Origin of the sequence: Haloarcula sp. CBA1127 (genome assembly GCF_001485575.1) — an archaeon.
In the GTDB taxonomy this organism is placed as follows: Archaea; Halobacteriota; Halobacteria; order Halobacteriales; family Haloarculaceae; genus Haloarcula.
The window spans coordinates 2126550-2142864 of the sequence record NZ_BCNB01000006.1 but is presented as its reverse complement, the minus strand read 5'-3'; the positions used below and the strand labels follow the sequence as shown (position 1 = coordinate 2142864).

The following is a 16315-nucleotide window of genomic DNA, read 5'->3' as shown; positions in this document are numbered from 1 at the left end:
GCTCCGGGGTGTGTGTTGAAAAGGCTGCCCTTCTCAGAAGTAGTCAGCATCGAACTCCCGGCGGAGGATGTAGTGGTTTGCGTACCCGCGCACGTACTTCGCAAACAGCGAGAGATATCCTTCGTCTGCCTCTCTACGCGCGGACGTGGCCACGCGGGAGTCGGCGTCGTAGACGATTCGGCCGTACTCTTTCATCCGCAGGGAGAGCTCCGTGTCCTCCATGAACGGAATGTCCTCGTCGAAGCCGCCCGCAGCCTCGAAAGCGTCAGCCCGGAAGCTACAGTTGAAGCCCGGTTGCTGGACGAAGCCCAGCGGCCACGACACCCGATACCAGTAGTCCGACAGCAGCTTGAACAACATGCGGTGCTTGAGGCTGTCTTCGAGTGGCCGCGCGGGGCCACCGACCCCGACCACCTCGTCGTCGGTGTAGTGTCTGAGATGCAGACGGACCCAGTCCTCGGGGACCACCGTATCGGCATCGGTGAACAGCAGAATCGGTGCTGTCGCGGCCGCGGCTCCGCGGTTTCTGGCGATTCCCGCCCCGCCCTCGTCGCACCGAACGACGGTGTCGACGAAGGGTGTGTCGCGGGCCACCTGTTCCGTGCCGTCGTCGCCGCCGACCACGACGACCAGTTCGACAGGCTGTGACTCGAAGGGAGCCAGACAGCGGGCCAGCGACTCCGCCTCGTTGTAGGCCGGGACGATGACTGCAGCGTCCATCTGAGAGGCAGGTACATCGTACAGACAGAAATAGCAAGCGATGCGACGGCCTGTCCCCGGTCTCAGGCAGTCACGAACGCCGCGCGAGGACGATTCCCGCGAGGACAGCGACGAGGGCGATGCCGGCGAGCGTCCCGAACAGCGCCGTCGCGTTCGCAAAGGCCAGAATCGACCCGGCCAGCCCGCCGCCGAGCGCGCCGACCCCGAACACGCCCAGATACGTGTAACCGTACGAGAGTCCGCGCGTGCCGGCAGGCGTGTACTCCGCGACAGCGGCCTGATACATCGGCTGGACGACGAACAGCGCGACGCCCAGAAGCGCACCCAGCACCGCCAGCGGACCGAAGCCCATCGCCGACACCGGAACGAACAGCACTGCAAGGACGGCAAGCACCAGGAACGAACCGGCGATGCCGTACTCGACGGGAATCCGGTCGCTCAGTTTGCCGCCGGCGTACTGGCCGAACACGCCGATGAGCAACAGGCCGGCGTAGAAGTAGTCCTGTGGCTTGAGCGTCTGGCCCGTCCCGGCCTCGATACCGAGCGCGGACAGGACGCCGGGAGGCAACAGCGTCTCTATCGGGATGGGCTCGAAGCCCGGCAGGTCTCGCAGGAGTTCCGGGAGGAACGTGAGGACGCCGCGGTAGTACAGCCCCGAGCACATGACGACGACGAACACCAGCAGGAAGCTCCCGGCCAGCAGATGCTTGCTCTCCGAGAGGAACTCCTCAAGCGAGTCGATACCGCTGCTGGCTTTCGACCCGCCGTCGGTCGCAGCCGTCACCGCCGCCGTCTCGTCGAAACTCGCCCGTGAGGCGTAGACGGCGGCGAGCAACGCAGGGACACCGAGGACGAGTGCGACCGTCCGCCACTCGGCGACCAGCAGGAGAATCGCGGCGACGAGCGGGCCGAGGCCGATGCCGAGGTTGCCGGCGACACCGTGGTAGGCCAGTCCGGTCCCGCGCTGTTCGACGCCTTTGCTGATGAGCGAGAGCCCGGCCGGATGGTAGACGCTGGCCGAGAGCCCCCAGAAGACAAGCGCCAGCGCGATGACGACCATACTGGGGGCCAGTCCCAGCAGGATGTACGAGCCGCCCATGCCGAGCAGACACCCGGTGATGAGCCGCCGGGATCCGATTCGGTCGACGACGATACCGCCAGGGAGCGCGCCCGCCCCGAACAGGCCGTAGCCCAGCGTCACGATGACGCCAACCGTCGCCGTCGTCACGTCGAACTGTGCGATACCGAGGTTGATGAGGTCGAACTCGGTGAGCCAGATGACGACGAATATCGGGACCGCCATCTCGTAGGTGTGGACCAGACCGTGTGCGAGCATGACCAGCGCGGTGATCGCTCGGTCGTTCGCGTTCACACTGTGGTTCGTGTCTGCCGCCGGCAAGTGTGTGACGGTTCCGCGCATCTACGCGTGCGCCTTTTTGACCCCTCCCAAAAGCAGGGGTGGGTTTTTATGTCCGAACAGTATAGGCGGCAAGTGTGAGCAAGATCAAGGTGTCACTTCCGGACCAGGTGGATTCGGACATCCAGCGACTCGTCGAACAGGGCGAGTTCCTCAACCGCGACCAGGCCGTCGAAGACCTCTTGAAGCGAGGGATATCGGCCTACAATACCACGACGGAAGAGACCGAGACGCTCGACGAAGAGATTTTCGACCAGACGGCCTCCGAACAGCAGGACCCAGCGATGCAGGACGATTTCCTCTAGTCGCGGTTCTGTGAGAGTCGGCCGTCGTCCTCGGATGCCCGCTGTCCGGAGCCGTCGTTTTCCTGCCGACGTTGCTTCATTTTTGCGCCGGGTTTCGGACCCCTGTCGACTGACTCGTACGGCGTTTCCGCGATACTCTCTGGGATGATGTACCACGCGAGCGCGCCACCGACGGCGGTTCCACCAACGAAAATCCCGAGTACGGTCAGCAGTTCGGCACCACCGTACATCGTCACTAGCCCCATCGAGACGCCGATGAGAAGTGCGAACCCGACCTGCGTGTATCTGAGAAAGCGTCGCCGGTCGTCGTCCGTCATCGAGGGGCCGACCATTAGCGACCCCCGAGCCCGGTAGCGCGCGTCGGTTCGGGCATCAGTAGAAGCCCCGCTCTACGTCTTCCTCGATAACGTCCTCGAACTCCGCATCGAGTAGTTCCTCCGCTTCCTCGAACGTCTCGGTGAGCTCGCCCATCTGGTCTGGTCGGTCGTGGTGATCGAACTCCATCGGACCGTAGGCTGGGGAATCCATCGCGTCCATCATGTCCTCCAGCAGTGCTTGCGGCGACGTCGGTGCGTCCGCATGCGTTTCGAGGACCGTTTCGAGGTTCTTGGCCTTCTCTTTGGCGTCGTCCTCGTCCTCAGGTCCCTGCTGGACGCCGAAAATGCCGGACCCGTCGTTTGGAAACAGCGGGTCGATATCGTCGTCGATACGGCGGGCGACCTGGGACCCGACGCCCTGTACCTCGAAGGGGTTCTTCGCGTAGGTCTTGAGCTGGTAGACACCGGCGTCGGGGTGACCGAAGTAGATGTCCTCACCAATACCGTTCGCGCGGTCGCCCCCGACGGCACGCCAGTCCCCCGGATTGGCATTGCTCTCCATCACGTCTTCGAGAATGTCCTGCCAGTCGCGAACGCGCATTGTCAGTTCCTCGTTCGGCCTGATCCAGAATGAACCCATCGGTCCCGACCGCCGGGCGGAAGCAGGGAGATCGTGTGTACGGACTGGCCAGCGTGCCCACACGACTGTCGCTGCTATCGGCGACCATACCGGGGATTGATTATCTTTCACGCGGATATCCATGATAACAGCGTTGGGTGTCGCGGTACCGGCGTACGTTACGAGGGGCGACAAGTGGGTACAGCATCCGAGACCGGCCATGGCGGTGTCGACTGGCGGCAACTGGCACTGGTAAGTCTCTGCCTCGTTGGGCTGGTCGTCGCCGCGTTTCTGGCCCCGCCACCGATCACTGAAAGCGAGATCAACAGCGGGGGCGGTGACGGGAGTCACGGCACTGAGCCAGTCACCCAGACGCCAGCCGACACGCGGGAACAACGCCGCGACGGTGGCGGGGGCGGCAGCGTCACCGACACCCAGACACCAGTCGACACGCGGGAACAACGTCGTGACGGAGGTGGGAGCGGCGGCGTCACGGGAGGAACAGAGCCGATTCCGATTCCCGGCGATACCGCCCCGCCCACTGCGGACGGCTGTGGCGTCCTCGTCGAATCAGAGCCGAAAGCCGGTCACCCACTCACCGTTCTGGTGTATCAGGACCTCGAACCGGCGGCCGCGACCCGTGTCTGGTTCAACGACCGATACGTCGGCCGGACTGACCAGAGCGGCCAAGTGACCGCACAGGTCCCGTACCAGCGCGAACTGAACGTAACGGTCGAATCGCCGGGCACAGAGCCATGTCAGTTCTACCGTCGGCCGTACGAGGAAGCGGGCACTGAAACTGCTGACCGCCTCGCGAAACCGAGTGTGTTGTCATTTGGTGGGGCCACCTCAGTCTCAAACGGGGGCGGGCACGCACGGAGTACCCTTGGCGCATTTGGGACGGTTCCTGACGCATCTGGGACGGTCGGTTCGACGGCCCCACGCCAGCAGACAGCGGCCGACAACGACACCGGTCAGTACCGTGTCGGCGGGAGCATCAACGTAACACTACTTGGCGAGCCGTACCCCGGGTCGACTGTCCCGCTCGTCGCAACGGTCGACAGCGTGCCAGTACGAAACGCGACCGTGGCCCGCAACGGCGAGATCGTCGGTCGAACTGACACCGCCGGCCGGTATCAGCTGACAGTCCCCGACAGTGATACCGACGCAGTAACGGTTTCCCGCGGCGAGTTCGAGGGCACCGCACGCGTCGACGTGCTGAACTTACACGTTCGCGTTGTCCCAGCAAAGACCCTCCCGGTACCAGGTGACAGGGCCGCTGTCAACGCCACGATAAACGGAGAGCCGGTCGAGAACGCGACTGTCACGCTCGGCGACCAGCGCCGGGGAACGACTGGCGCTGACGGCGCTGCTGCCGTCTCGCTCCCAGCAAACCCCTCGCTTCCCGTCACGGCGGCAACAGACAGGCAGACAGCGAGAACGACGCTCTGGGGCGCGTACACTGGGACCATCGTGGTAAGTTCGATACTGCTGGTGGCAACCGTCGTGACTGTCGCTATCGCCGCACTGATGTACTCTCCCAAGGTCGCACGCGGCGTCGGTATTCTCTGGACAATCTTCGATTCGCTGTTTGTCATCGGTGTACTCTGGGAACGCGACGGGCTGGTCGTCGCGCTCGCAGTCGTCGGCGTCGCCGCGCTGTATCACTATCGGACGGCTGCTCTCTCGGGCGGACAGGCGGTCGCATACGCGATCAAGAACGGCGGTGAAACGGCGGCTGGCTTCGTCGCCCGCGTCGTTCAGTGGACCCGGCGAACGGCACTCTGGCTCGTCGGCCGTATCGAAGCCACGCTGAGCATGGGCCGACGACTGGCCGTCCGTCTGGCGACGTGGCTCACGTCGCTGCCGCTGACGGTGTCAGGGCTGTGGCGTCGCTTCCAGCGGTGGCTCCGGTCGGCCGGGTATCGAGCGGTCACTGTGGCCAGGGCTGAAAGCACGCCACGCAGGATTGCAACGCTCGGATTCTCGTGTGTCATCGTGACAGTGAGCTATGTTCGCTGGGACGCGGCCGGTGCCGTCGTGGCTGGGGCCGGGGTGGCACTGAGTGCGGTCGGTGTCTACATCGCTGGCCAGGCCGGCGGTACGGACCGCCCGACTACGGCGTCTAGCCCCGGATCGAGCGGGTCGGTCACTGACTCGTCGGACGGCGACGAGTCTGCACTCCCGTCGCTCCGGGACATCTGGCGTGCGTTCGCCAGGCACGTCGTCCCCGGACACTGGCGGACGCGGACGCCCGGCGAGGTGTCCCGGGCCGCAATCGACAGCGGCCTCCCGAGGGCACCCGTCGAAGCACTGACAGAGGCGTTCCGAGACGTCGAATACGGCGGCTATTCGAGCGATAGCCGGCGTGAACAGGCCCGTAGCGCGTACGATGCGCTGGTGAGCGCAAGCGACGAGCAGGAGGACGAAGCGTGAATCGTCGTCACGTTGGGCTGGCAATCGCCGTGCTGTGTGGCCTGCTACTCGTGGCTGCCGGCGCGGTTATCGGGCTGATAGGGACGCCAGAGCCGGCGGATTCCGGGCCGGGTGCGGCGGGTATCCTCGTCCTCCTCGTCTGCGTGCTCGTAGCCTTCTGGAAGCTTTTGCGGACGCCCGACGACCCCGAGATATCACCGTCGCCGTGGGCTGGTGACGACAGATTCACCAGAGAGTATCTGGAGACGACACCGACAGACGACGCCGTCTCCGGAACCGAACTCGCAGAACGCGTTGAAGCGGCGGTTGCGCAGGCCCGCGACGACGGCTCAGTCGACGAGAGCGTCGGCCCCGTTCGGGAACCACTTCGGGCGACACTCACGGAGGCACTGGTCCAGGGTGGTCACGACCCCGACACGGTGAAAGCACAGCTAGCCGCGGGGACCTGGACGGGCGACCCGGTTGCCGCCGCGGTACTGGACGAATCCGTCACGCCGCCGGACCGGCCGTTTCGCGCGCGCCTCCGGGCCTGGCTGTTTCCCGAAAAAGCCGTCCGAAAGCGGTGTGCGCGGGCAATGGCGGCAGTCAGCGTTGCGGCCGACGACGCGTTGCCGACAGTGGTCGGCCAGCGAGCGCCGCGTCCGGTGCCAGTCGTCGCCCCAGCAGTCGCCGACCTGCAGCGGGCGGCTGACGGGAGCCTCCAGCGGGCCGTCGACGGGTCGATTCCCGAGCGGGAAGACATCGAGGCCAGCGCAGACGGCGCGTCTGAAGATGCCCGCGTCGACAGGGACGGAACTGCCGCGGACGGCGCGACCAGCAGTGAACCGGAAACTGGCGGGACGGCGCTGGTTGACGATGACGGAACGAGTACTACAGCGACCGACGGGGCCGATTGGGGCGATGTGATGGAGGTGCAGGACTGATGGGGCGACGAGCCACGCGGTGGCGCGGCGCTATCGTCGCCGCGCTGGCACTCGCCGGAGCGGGTATCTGGGAGGGGAGCGGGACACTGCTGCTGGCCGCGACACTCCCGCTTTCGTATCTGGCCTACGGAGTCCTGTCGACCGCTGCTGTCCCGGAAGCACTCGTCGTATCGCGGGCGGTCGACCCGACGCCAGCGCCCCCGGGGCACCCTGTGGAAGTTCAGCTAACGGTGACAAACAGCGGCCAGCAGACGCTGTCGGACATCCGAGTCGTTGACGGCGTTCCGACTGACCTCGCAGTGCTGGATGGGTCGCCACGCGGCGGCGAGACGCTTGCTGCTGGCGAATCGCTGACGCTCGAATACACCCTCATCGCCCGCCGGGGCGAACACGACTTCGACGAGCCGCGGTTCCGCGTCCGGGGCACGGGTGCCGGCGAGGTCGTGACTGAGACACAACAGGTGGAAGGCGACGACAGGCTGGTGTGCCAGCTTGACGCCCCGGCGCCGCCGCTGTCCGACCAGGGGACCGACCGGGTGGGCCAACTCACCACCGACGCCCCCGGGGATGGCTTCACCTTTCACTCGACGCGGGAGTATCAGCGCGGTGACCCGGCCGGCCGCATCGACTGGCGCGGGTACGCGAAGCGCGGAGAGCTGTCGACGGTCAACTACGAGCAGTGGGTGTCGACGACGGTCGTGTTCGTCGTCGACGCCCGTTCGCCGGCGCGGGTGACCGCCGGGCCCGGTCGCCCGACGGCGGTCGAGCTCGGCGCATACGCGACGACGCACGCACTGACATCGCTGCTGGATGCCGGCCACGAAGTCGGGCTAGCAGTCGTCGGCATCGACGGCAACGGTCCAGCGGGACTGACCTGGCTCCAGCCAGGCGACGGACCCAACCAGCGGTCGCTGGCTGTCGAACGACTGCGAGCCGCTGCCGATGCTGCCGAGAGCGACCCGGCTGGTGGTCAAGCAGACGAGGCCGACACCCAGCGGCAGTTCCGGAAAGTGATGGAGGTGGCCGGACCCCGCTGCCAGCTGGTGCTCGTATCGCCGTTGCTCGACGACGCGCCAGTCACTGCAATGGCGTCGTGGGCGGCGTTCGATTGCCAGCGAACCGTGCTCTCGACGGACGTAACCGCGGCGAGCACCGTCAGCGGACAGTACGAGCACGTCCGCCGTCGGACCCGTCTGGCGCGGTGTCAGGCGTCCGGGGCCCGGACAATCGACTGGCGACGTGGGACACCGCTGCCGCTCATCCTCGATTACGCCTTCGCCGTCGCAGCGCGCCGGCCGAATGGCAGCGCCCAGCCAGGAGGCGGAGCGTAAATGATTGGCGGGCCGCGACTCGACACACCATCGGCCGTCGGCGACGAGGGGCGGCCGCGGGTGACCAGTCTGACTATCGCCGCGCTCATCGTCGCTGCGTTCGCCCTGGCGGCAGGCGTCCTATCCGGCGACCCACAGCTGTTCAGCGGTATCGCACTCCTCGCCGGCATTGCCGTGGCGGGGCTGACCCTGCTGAACCGAGACGGACTGGGACCGACGGTCATTGGCCACCTCTGTTTCCTGCCGGCAGCGACTGGCCTCATTGCCTCGGTCGGGCAGGTGGCAGTCGCCCCGCTTCTCGCGCTCGGTGTCGCCGTCGCAATGGTTGGCGTCGCGGCTGCCTGGACCAACGTGCTCGACAGAGAGACAGTGTCGGCGGCGACGGTGAGCAGCGTCGTCTCGTATCTATTTGCGGTGGTGGGCCTCGTCGTGGGCACTGTCGTCCTCGCGCTCGTGTGGTTTAGCTGGGAGCTGGTGAGCGCTGTCGCCGGTGGGACATCGCCGATGGCCGCCACGGTCTGTCTCGGTGTCCTCGGTGTCGCCGCGTCGGGCTGCCTGTACTTTGCCGTGGCACAGCTCCCACTCGTGCAGTTGACAGCGCGGAGCCACCGCGACGCGATGGCGACCAGACTGAAACGGGGGACTCGGGCGCTCAAACTGGTCGCAATCGGTTCGGCGGCGTTCACTGTAGTCGTGCCGCTGGCGCTGCTGTTTACGCCGTTTGGTCAGCTCGTCGCGTCTCCTCCGTTCAGTCTCGGTATCCGATTGCTGTCGTCGTGGGTCGTTCTCGCGCCGCTTCTGGCAGTCACAGCCGGCGCGTTGCTTGCTGGTAGCAGTGCGATTGTCATCCGAAAGTTCACGACTGAGTTCAACGCCGCTTCGGTGCGGACTGTCGGGGCCGCCATCGCGGCCGCTGGCTATGTCGTGTTGGTAGCGCTGTTCCTCCTGCGAATCGGGATCTTCGGGTTCGCCTCGCTCCCGGCGGTGTTCTTCGGTGCCCTCCTGCTGCCACTGGTGGTGTATCTGCTACTCGTTCTCGTCATCGGCGCGCTCATCTTTGGCCTGTTGCCGGCGCGTGCCGGCCCCGCGGCACTGACCGCTTCGGGACTCATTTGTGCAGGCATCGGTGCGGCACAGGCCGACCTGTCATCGTTACTGGTGTTTGCTGGCGTCGTTGGCGGCCTCGTCGCCTGGGACGTTGGCACGTTCGGCCTAGGGCTGACAGCGGAACTGGGGCATCGGCCGGAAACGCGCCGGCTGGAGCTGTATCACAGCGTGTTCGCCGTCGGCGTCGGTCTGCTCGGTATCGCCGCCGTCGGCATCCTCGATGCAGCGCGCCATGCCGTCGGGTCCGCCGTCGGCTCGCCGGAGACAATGGCACTCGCCGCGGTCGGTGTGTTACTGCTGCTCGCCCCGCTTCGTGGCTAAGGGGCTGCGTCGCTGCTGGCCCGTCCAGAATGTGCCAGCAGTTACTGTGGCTCGACAGACGACGACTAATGGTACACATTGATACTTCGTGAGTGCAACGCATGGGTCATGGCCGGGTTATCGGGGGATTTGAGCGTCGAGGCGGCCTCAGACCACTGCCTCAACATCGTTGAGCGAGTTGAGGAGGCTGTCGTCGTCGAACGCCGAGTGCTGTTCGAGACACTGGCTGGCGTCATCGCCAGAGGGCACGTGCTGGTCGAGGACGTGCCGGGAACGGGGAAAACAGTCCTGGCGCGGGTGTTAGCGGAGTCACTTGGCCTCGAATTCAACCGGGTACAGTTCACACCGGACCTGCTGCCGGCGGACGTGACCGGGTCGAACGTGTACAACGAACACGAGCGGGAGTTCGAGTTCGTACAGGGGCCGGTGTTCTCGAATGTCGTGCTCGCAGACGAGATCAACCGCGCGCCGCCGAAGACCCAGTCTGCACTGCTTGAGTCAATGGAAGAGCGGCAGGTCAGTGTCGACGGGACGACGCATCCGCTCCCGACACCGTTCGTCGTTATCGCGACTCAGAACCCCGTCGAGCAGGAAGGGACCTTCCAGCTTCCCGAGGCCCAGCGGGACCGCTTCAGCGTGAAGACGTCGATGGACTATCCCGATGTTGAGGGGGAAATGGGGCTGCTCGACCGGCGGGCCAACCGGCGAACAATCTCGCCGTCGGTCGAGCCGGTCGTGGACCCAGAGACGGTGCGTGCCCTTCAAGAATGTGCGGAAGACATCCGCGTCGACACCAAGGTTCGTCGCTATATCGTTGATCTGGCGCGGGCGACGCGCGAAGACGACCGGACAGAGATTGGCGTTTCGCCGCGGGGCGTGCAGCGGGTCTTCGAGGCTGTCCGGGCCAGTGCGGTCATCGCCGGCCGGCAGTATGCCACACCCGACGACGTGAAGCGACTGGCGAACGCGACGATGAGTCACCGACTGGTCCTGACGACAGAGGCGACCATCGAAGGGACCGAGAACGCCGACGTGATTCAGGCTGCGCTGGACGCTGTCGACGTGCCCGCAGTCTCGCCGAATGCACCGGATACGGACGACAGGTCGGAACCGACGGCGGCGAGCGAGGCCGAGCCTGCTGACTCTCCAGCGAAAACCTCGCCAGACAATGATTCGCCCGGGCAGCGCCCGTCACAGAGTGCTGCTGGAGCAGAGAAGAGCAAGGCCGGGCAACCGGACGGGGATGGCGACCAGCCCACCGGCTCATCAGATGACACGCAGAGCCGGAGTGACGCGGACGACATTGGACACGGACAGTGAGCGCGAGCGGGTAGCCGAACGGCTTTACTCTCCGGAACAGCCAGAGGGAGTATGGAAAGCGAACGCAACGTCCTCGGCGGGGAGCTGGCCCCCTGCTCGATGGACCCGGAGACGGGATTCATGCGCGACGGGTACTGCTACCCGCTCCAGCGTGACCCGGGCCGGCACGAGATCTGTGCCGTGATGACGGCGGAGTTTCTGGAGTACAGCAAGGCACAGGGCAACGACCTCGTGACGCCGCGGCCGGAGCTGAACTTCCCGGGCCTCGATCCCGGCGACAGCTGGTGCGTTTGTGTCCCGCGCTGGATAGAGGCCCACGAAGCCGGGCGCGCACCACCGGTGAACCTCGACGCGACGAGCGAGGACGTGCTCGAAGACGTGTCGCTGGAAACGCTGCAGGAGTACGCTGCCGATGGTGACTCAGATGCCGACGCGACCGCTGAATGAGCCACACCGCGAACGACTTTTGAGGGACCGCCCCATCGCTTTGGCCGTGCAACAGGGGAGGGCCAAGCGATGAGCGTGGACCGCGTTCGTGGCGTCGTCGTCGACATCGAGGAGCCGAAGACGGTGAACACCCAGTACGGCGAGAGCGACCTCTGTGAGGTGACGATACGCCCCGACCGCGGGGCCGGCGAGCCCACGACGGTCACGCTCTGGGGGAAGTGGACCGAGAACGCCGCCACCATCGAGACGGGCATGGAGATAGCCGTCTACAACCCCGACAAGCGGGAGTATCAGGGCGAGCAGCAGTACTCCGTCGGCGGCGACGCCACGCTGGTCGTCCAGCCGGACTTCCTCGTCGACGTGACTGACATCCGGGCGTGGGTGCAGTGCCCACGGATGTACTACCTCCGGAAACTCGACGGTGCGGAGCACGCCTACCCGCTAGTGAAGGGGACCGTTGTCCACGAGGTCTTTGGCGACCTGCTTCGGGGCCGGGACCTCGACACCGCTATCGAGGAGCAGGTCGACGCTGCGGGCCTCGACATCGGACTGCTGGGCCGAGAGGCCGACGAGGTGGCCGGGGACGTGCGCGACCACGCGTCGGCCATTCAGGGGTGGCTCCAGCAGGGGACGCTCACGGAGACGGATGGAGCGGCGACAGCCGCTGACAACTCGGAGCGGGACTTCAGTCCCGCGGAGAGCGAGTGGCGCTCCGAGATGACGCTCATCTCCGAGCGGTTCGGGATGAAGGGCCGGGCTGACGCCGTCCGTCGCGGGATGCCCGTCGAACTCAAGACCGGCAAGAACACCAAGCGAGAGCCGCGGTTTCAGGACAAGATTCAGGCGACAGCATACGCGCTGATGCTGGGTGAGCGTGCGGCCGGCGCGGACAGCGCCGTCGACGCGGCTCCGGACACGGGCACGCTCCTCTACACCAAGAACGCCGCTGTCGACCGCAACGAGGAGAGCGGTGACCTCTCGCCGGCAAAAGAGTTCTCTATCGGGAGCGGGCTGCTGAACTACGTCGTCCGGACCCGCAACGCGATTGCGGCGATGGAGTACGACTGTAGCGTGCCGACGGGCTACGAGGCCAACGCGAAATGCGAGTACTGCTTCGAGCAGGACACCTGTATGGCTGTCTCCGGCCGCCTCAACCAGGAATCCAAGGCCGGAACGGTCGGCCGGGCAGTACCCGACGAGGAACTGGACTACTTCGAGCGGTTCTACACGGCTGTCGAGGCCGAACGCCGGTCCGTCCACCGCGAGTACGCGAAGCTCTGGGAGCAAACGCCCGAAGAACGCGCCGACAACGACCGGGCGCTCATCGGCCTGGAACCGACCGGTCGCCGGGAACTCGACGGCGGCCGCTGGGAACTCCGGGCGACCGGAACTGGGGCCGTCTCGAAGATTCGCGAGGGCAATCTCGTGCTCGCCAGTGACGGCGACCCGGTGACCGGCAACGCCGAACTGGCGCGGGTCGAACGTCTTGGCGAAGAAATCGTCGTCACGGCTGACGAGCCGCTTGACCTCCGTCGATTGGACGTGTACCCCTCCGAACTGACGACCGACCGGCTCCAGAACGCGCTGCACGACGCCGTGCTCCTCCAGTCGCCTGAGCAGAAGGACGTGCTGTTCGGACGGCGCGAGCCGGAGTTCAAGCCAGTCGAGGAGACGTTCATCGACAACAACGACGCCCAGAACGATGCCGTCCAGCTAGCGGTCGGTGCCGAGGACTTCGCGCTCGTCCACGGGCCGCCTGGGACCGGGAAGACGTACACGCTGGCGCGGATGGTCCGGGCACTGATAGCCCGGGGCGACCGGGTCCTGCTCTCGGCCTTTACCAACCGTGCCGTCGACAACCTGCTGGAAGCGCTGGAGGCCCAGGGGTACACCGATATCGTTCGTGTCGGCACGGAGAGCGGCGTCCGGGAGGATATGCAGAAGTACCGCCTGGAGACCAGCGGCGACCCCGGTGAGTGCGCCGGACGGCTCCAGAGCGCGCAGGTCGTCGCGGCGACGACGGCCACCTGTGGCGGAAGCACGCTCCAGACGCAGGAGTTCGATGTCGCGGTCGTTGACGAAGCCGGCCAACTGACCGAACCGGGGACGCTGGCGGCGACGACGCTGGCCGACCGGTTCGTGCTCGTCGGCGACCACCAGCAGCTCCCGCCCGTGGTCCAGTCCGAGGACGAGACGTTGTCGACCTCGTTGTTCGAACGGCTCATCGACGCCCACCCCGACGCTGGCGTCATGCTGGACCGTCAGTACCGGATGGCCCAGCACATCCAGGCCTTCGCTTCGCGGGAGTTCTACGACGGACAGTTGCGGCCGGCGACCGGCGAGGTGGCCGCCCAGCGGCTCGATGACCTCGACGGCGTTGCGACAGCGAGCTTACCCGAGGTACTCCGAGACCGCGTGGCCTTCGTCGACCCCGGCGGCAGTCAGGTCGGCAACACCAATCCGACGGAGGCTGACCGGATTGCCGAAATCGTCGCGTCGTACCGGTCGGCCGGCGTTTCCGCTGAGGACATTGGCGTCATCGCGCCGTACCGCGCGCAGGTCGCGGAGATTTCCAAGCGCCTGCCAGACGTGACTGTGGATACGGTCGACCGGTTCCAGGGGTCGAGCAAGGAAGTCATCGTCATCTCCTTTGTCGCCACCGGAACCCTCGACAGCCCGATCTTCGAGGATTACCGGCGTATCAACGTCGCACTCACACGGGCGAAAAAAGCGCTCGTCCTCGTTGGCGACGGCGACGCGCTGGCGACCGACGAGGTGTACGGCCGGATGGTCGAGTGGGCGCGGGGCTGACTACGCGTCCGCGTCGGCGGCCCTGTCGCTCGCCCGCAGCTCCGCAACGTGTGCGGTGAGCCGCTCCCGCAACGCGTCTCTGAGTTCTCTTGCGGTGTCCTCGTCGATATCGTACACTTGAGCGACGCCGCCAAGCAGGCTTGACGAACTTGCCGTGTCGGCCCCGACAGTCGCCAGGTCGCGGCGGCGCTGGAACGGCGACCGCGTGACGAACACCGTCTGGAGCCGGTAGTACGGGACGATGCGCGTCGTCCGCCGCCAGAAACCGCTTCGGGTCGCCAGCACGGACTCGTCCAAGTCGAACCCGCGGTGTCGCCAGCGGAGATGGGCTGCCGGCGCAACTATGAGGAGGAGGAGGGCGGCGAGCCACCAGTAGCCGGTCTCAAGCAGCAGCGAATCGACGGCGTAGGCGACTGCGGTGAGTCCGGCCGCCGCCAGCGAAAACCGCGCGAGATAGCGCCGACGGGCGCGCTTCGGCGACCGGTCGAAGTCGAGGTCGCCGAACGGCTCGATGTCACGGGCCAGTTCGTACACTTCCTCGCGGGGGGCCAGCGGGACGGCGACGCCCTGCGTTGACTGCTGGTTCCCACCGCTGTAGCCGGCCGTCTCGACGGCTAGGGTCGCGTAGCCGAACCGCCGCATCAGAACGTTCTCGCGGATGGTGACCGTCTGGACCTTCTCCAGCGGGATGTTGCCGCTGTACCGGCGCAACAGTCCCCGCTCGTACCGGAGGTCGCAGTCGGCCTGCGTGAGCCGGAAGCCGTAGTACTCGATGACTGTCAGCGCCACGCTGACGACGAGTGCGAGCAGGAGGAACTGGACGACGGACAACGCGGCGAAGACAGCGAGTCGCGTGGATTCCGGTGAGCTAGCCAGCCAGCGGACGACAGGCCCATTCAGCGACGCCCCAACGAGGTTCGCGTTGAACCGCAGGACGGCCCAGACAACATCCATCCCCAGCGGGAGCGATGCGAGCGTCAGGACCGGTGCGGCCGGCCGAACGGAGACGAGCGCGTACGTCAGGAGTTCGCGCTGGTCGAACGCGAACAGCAGCGACCCGTCCGGCTGGTCGCGTTCCGCCGTGTCCGAGGCCGAAACCGGGTCCCCGAAATCATCCGCCGTCTGGGCGTCACCGGTGCGTGCAGGCGTGGAGCCGTTCACGCCGGGAAGGTCAGCGTGGGCCGCCCGGCCAGATGTTGCAGTCTCAGACACCGCGTCGGCGGCTCCCGTCTCCGTCCCGGTGGCCTCGTCCCGGTCGTGGGTTCGCACGTAGTTCCGCAGACGTTTGACTTCGGTCTCGTCGACCGCGTCCAGTGTGGCTTCCGTTGCACTGCCACCGGCCGTCTCGAAGCGGACGATTGCGAGTCCGAGCAGGCGGTTGAGGATGTTCTGTTCGACATCGAGGTTCTGGACGCGGCCCAGCGGAATCTGGCGGGACTGTCTGGCGAAGACGCCGGATTCCACGGTGAGCGTGTCCCCGTCGAGTTCGTAGCGAAAGCGGAGATAGCGCGCCAGTGCGTACCCGCTAAACGTCAGCGCACCGAGCAGGCCGAGCAGCGGAACCGCGAACCCCGGCAGTCCGAGCATTCCGGTTCCGAGTGAGCCTCCGAAGAAGCCAAAGAAACCGCCTTGCAGCGCTGCTCTGGCGACGCGCAGGACCGCACTCCGCGGGTGGAGCCGGTTCATACCGCGTCCGTGGCCTCGCTCTCGTTCGCGAGGTCACGGAGTTGTTCGCGTAGTTCGGTCGCTCGTTCCGGTCGTAGCCCGGGAATCGTGATGTCCGCGCCGCGGGTCCCAGCAGTGTAGACGACGACACTCGCCAGCCCGATAGCTCGCTCTACTGGGCCGCGCGTGGTGTCGACGTGCTGGACGCGAACGTACGGGACCGACGTGTCGGTCCGGGTGACGACACCGCGAAGGAGAAAGAGGGCATCGTCTTGCAGGTCAAAGCGCCAGATCCGGTGGGCAGCGACGGCGTGGGCGACACCCAGAAGCACGAGCACAACCCAGCCGCCGACGATGACTGTCTGTGGCAGCGAGATAGCGAACCGGTCGACGAGATACGCGATGACGCCGAGCACCGACGCCTGGATAACTGTCGACAGAACCCACAGCAGTCTCACCCGCGGGTGAAGCGACTCCATGTCCGAATTGAGGGGCCGGCCGCGGATTAACGGTTTGGCTCCGGGGCGAAATTGGAAGCGTTTCGACCCACACACGGGGAAAACAGTGGGCGAAATC

14 protein-coding genes are annotated in these 16315 nt (G+C 66.2%); 8 read left to right on the top strand and 6 right to left on the bottom strand.

All coding sequences use genetic code 11. The annotated features are described in order from the left end of the window. Positions 1-33: 33 nt before the first annotated feature. Positions 34-720 carry a glycosyltransferase gene (locus AV059_RS15285; protein WP_058995768.1) on the bottom strand — a complete coding sequence of 229 codons (687 nt, stop codon included), beginning with the start codon at positions 718-720 and terminating at the stop codon, positions 34-36. Positions 721-790: 70 nt separating this feature from the next. Then, positions 791-2140, bottom strand: coding sequence for an MFS transporter (locus tag AV059_RS15280; protein ID WP_058995765.1), 1350 nt, complete (start codon positions 2138-2140; stop codon positions 791-793). A 74-nt stretch (positions 2141-2214) separates the two neighbouring features. Here AV059_RS15280 and AV059_RS15275 point away from each other — a divergent pair, with 74 nt between their 5' ends. Continuing rightward, positions 2215-2442, top strand: a complete 228-nt coding sequence (locus tag AV059_RS15275; RefSeq protein ID WP_004518043.1) for a ribbon-helix-helix domain-containing protein — start codon at positions 2215-2217, stop codon at positions 2440-2442. On the opposite strand, the gene AV059_RS15270 is transcribed toward AV059_RS15275, so the two are convergent. Then, positions 2439-2774 (bottom strand): hypothetical protein, encoded by a 336-nt coding sequence (locus tag AV059_RS15270; RefSeq protein ID WP_058995763.1) that lies wholly within the window; start codon positions 2772-2774, stop codon positions 2439-2441. The two genes, AV059_RS15275 and AV059_RS15270, sit on opposite strands and share 4 nt — an antisense overlap. 40 nt (positions 2775-2814) lie before the next feature. After that, entirely contained in the window at positions 2815-3360 is a 546-nt protein-coding gene (locus tag AV059_RS15265) for a hypothetical protein (protein WP_058997634.1), read from the bottom strand. A 213-nt stretch (positions 3361-3573) separates the two neighbouring features. On the opposite strand from AV059_RS15265, the gene AV059_RS15260 reads away from it, so the two are divergent. The 7 genes from AV059_RS15260 to AV059_RS15230 all read left to right on the top strand — a co-directional run bounded on the left by AV059_RS15260 (position 3574) and on the right by AV059_RS15230 (position 14074). Next, a complete protein-coding gene (locus tag AV059_RS15260) occupies positions 3574-5814 on the top strand; it encodes a DUF4129 domain-containing protein (RefSeq protein ID WP_058995761.1) in 2241 nt (746 codons plus the stop codon). Further along, a complete protein-coding gene (locus AV059_RS15255) occupies positions 5811-6737 on the top strand; it encodes a hypothetical protein (protein ID WP_058995759.1) in 927 nt (308 codons plus the stop codon). The genes AV059_RS15260 and AV059_RS15255 overlap by 4 nt, the downstream gene beginning before the upstream one ends. Next, complete coding sequence (locus tag AV059_RS15250; protein ID WP_058995757.1) at positions 6737-8068, top strand: DUF58 domain-containing protein; 1332 nt, start codon at positions 6737-6739, stop codon at positions 8066-8068. Before AV059_RS15255 ends, AV059_RS15250 begins: the two co-directional genes overlap by 1 nt. After that, positions 8069-9496 (top strand): hypothetical protein, encoded by a 1428-nt coding sequence (locus AV059_RS15245; protein ID WP_058995755.1) that lies wholly within the window; start codon positions 8069-8071, stop codon positions 9494-9496. Between the two features lie 108 nt (positions 9497-9604). Next, positions 9605-10816, top strand: a complete 1212-nt coding sequence (locus AV059_RS15240; protein WP_058995753.1) for an AAA family ATPase — start codon at positions 9605-9607, stop codon at positions 10814-10816. 51 nt (positions 10817-10867) lie between these two features. Continuing rightward, positions 10868-11263 carry a DUF2237 family protein gene (locus tag AV059_RS15235; RefSeq protein ID WP_004961237.1) on the top strand — a complete coding sequence of 132 codons (396 nt, stop codon included), beginning with the start codon at positions 10868-10870 and terminating at the stop codon, positions 11261-11263. A gap of 69 nt (positions 11264-11332) precedes the next feature. After that, positions 11333-14074: an AAA domain-containing protein gene (locus tag AV059_RS15230; protein WP_058995751.1), complete on the top strand. Its 2742-nt coding sequence runs from the start codon at positions 11333-11335 to the stop codon at positions 14072-14074. Here the strand turns inward: AV059_RS15230 and AV059_RS15225 are convergent, their stop codons facing one another. Beyond that, positions 14075-15760, bottom strand: a complete 1686-nt coding sequence (locus AV059_RS15225) for a PH domain-containing protein (protein ID WP_058995748.1) — start codon at positions 15758-15760, stop codon at positions 14075-14077. Then, on the bottom strand, positions 15757-16218 hold the full coding sequence (locus tag AV059_RS15220; protein WP_058995746.1) for a PH domain-containing protein: 462 nt from the start codon (positions 16216-16218) through the stop codon (positions 15757-15759). The genes AV059_RS15225 and AV059_RS15220 overlap by 4 nt, the downstream gene beginning before the upstream one ends. Positions 16219-16315: the final 97 nt, after the last annotated feature.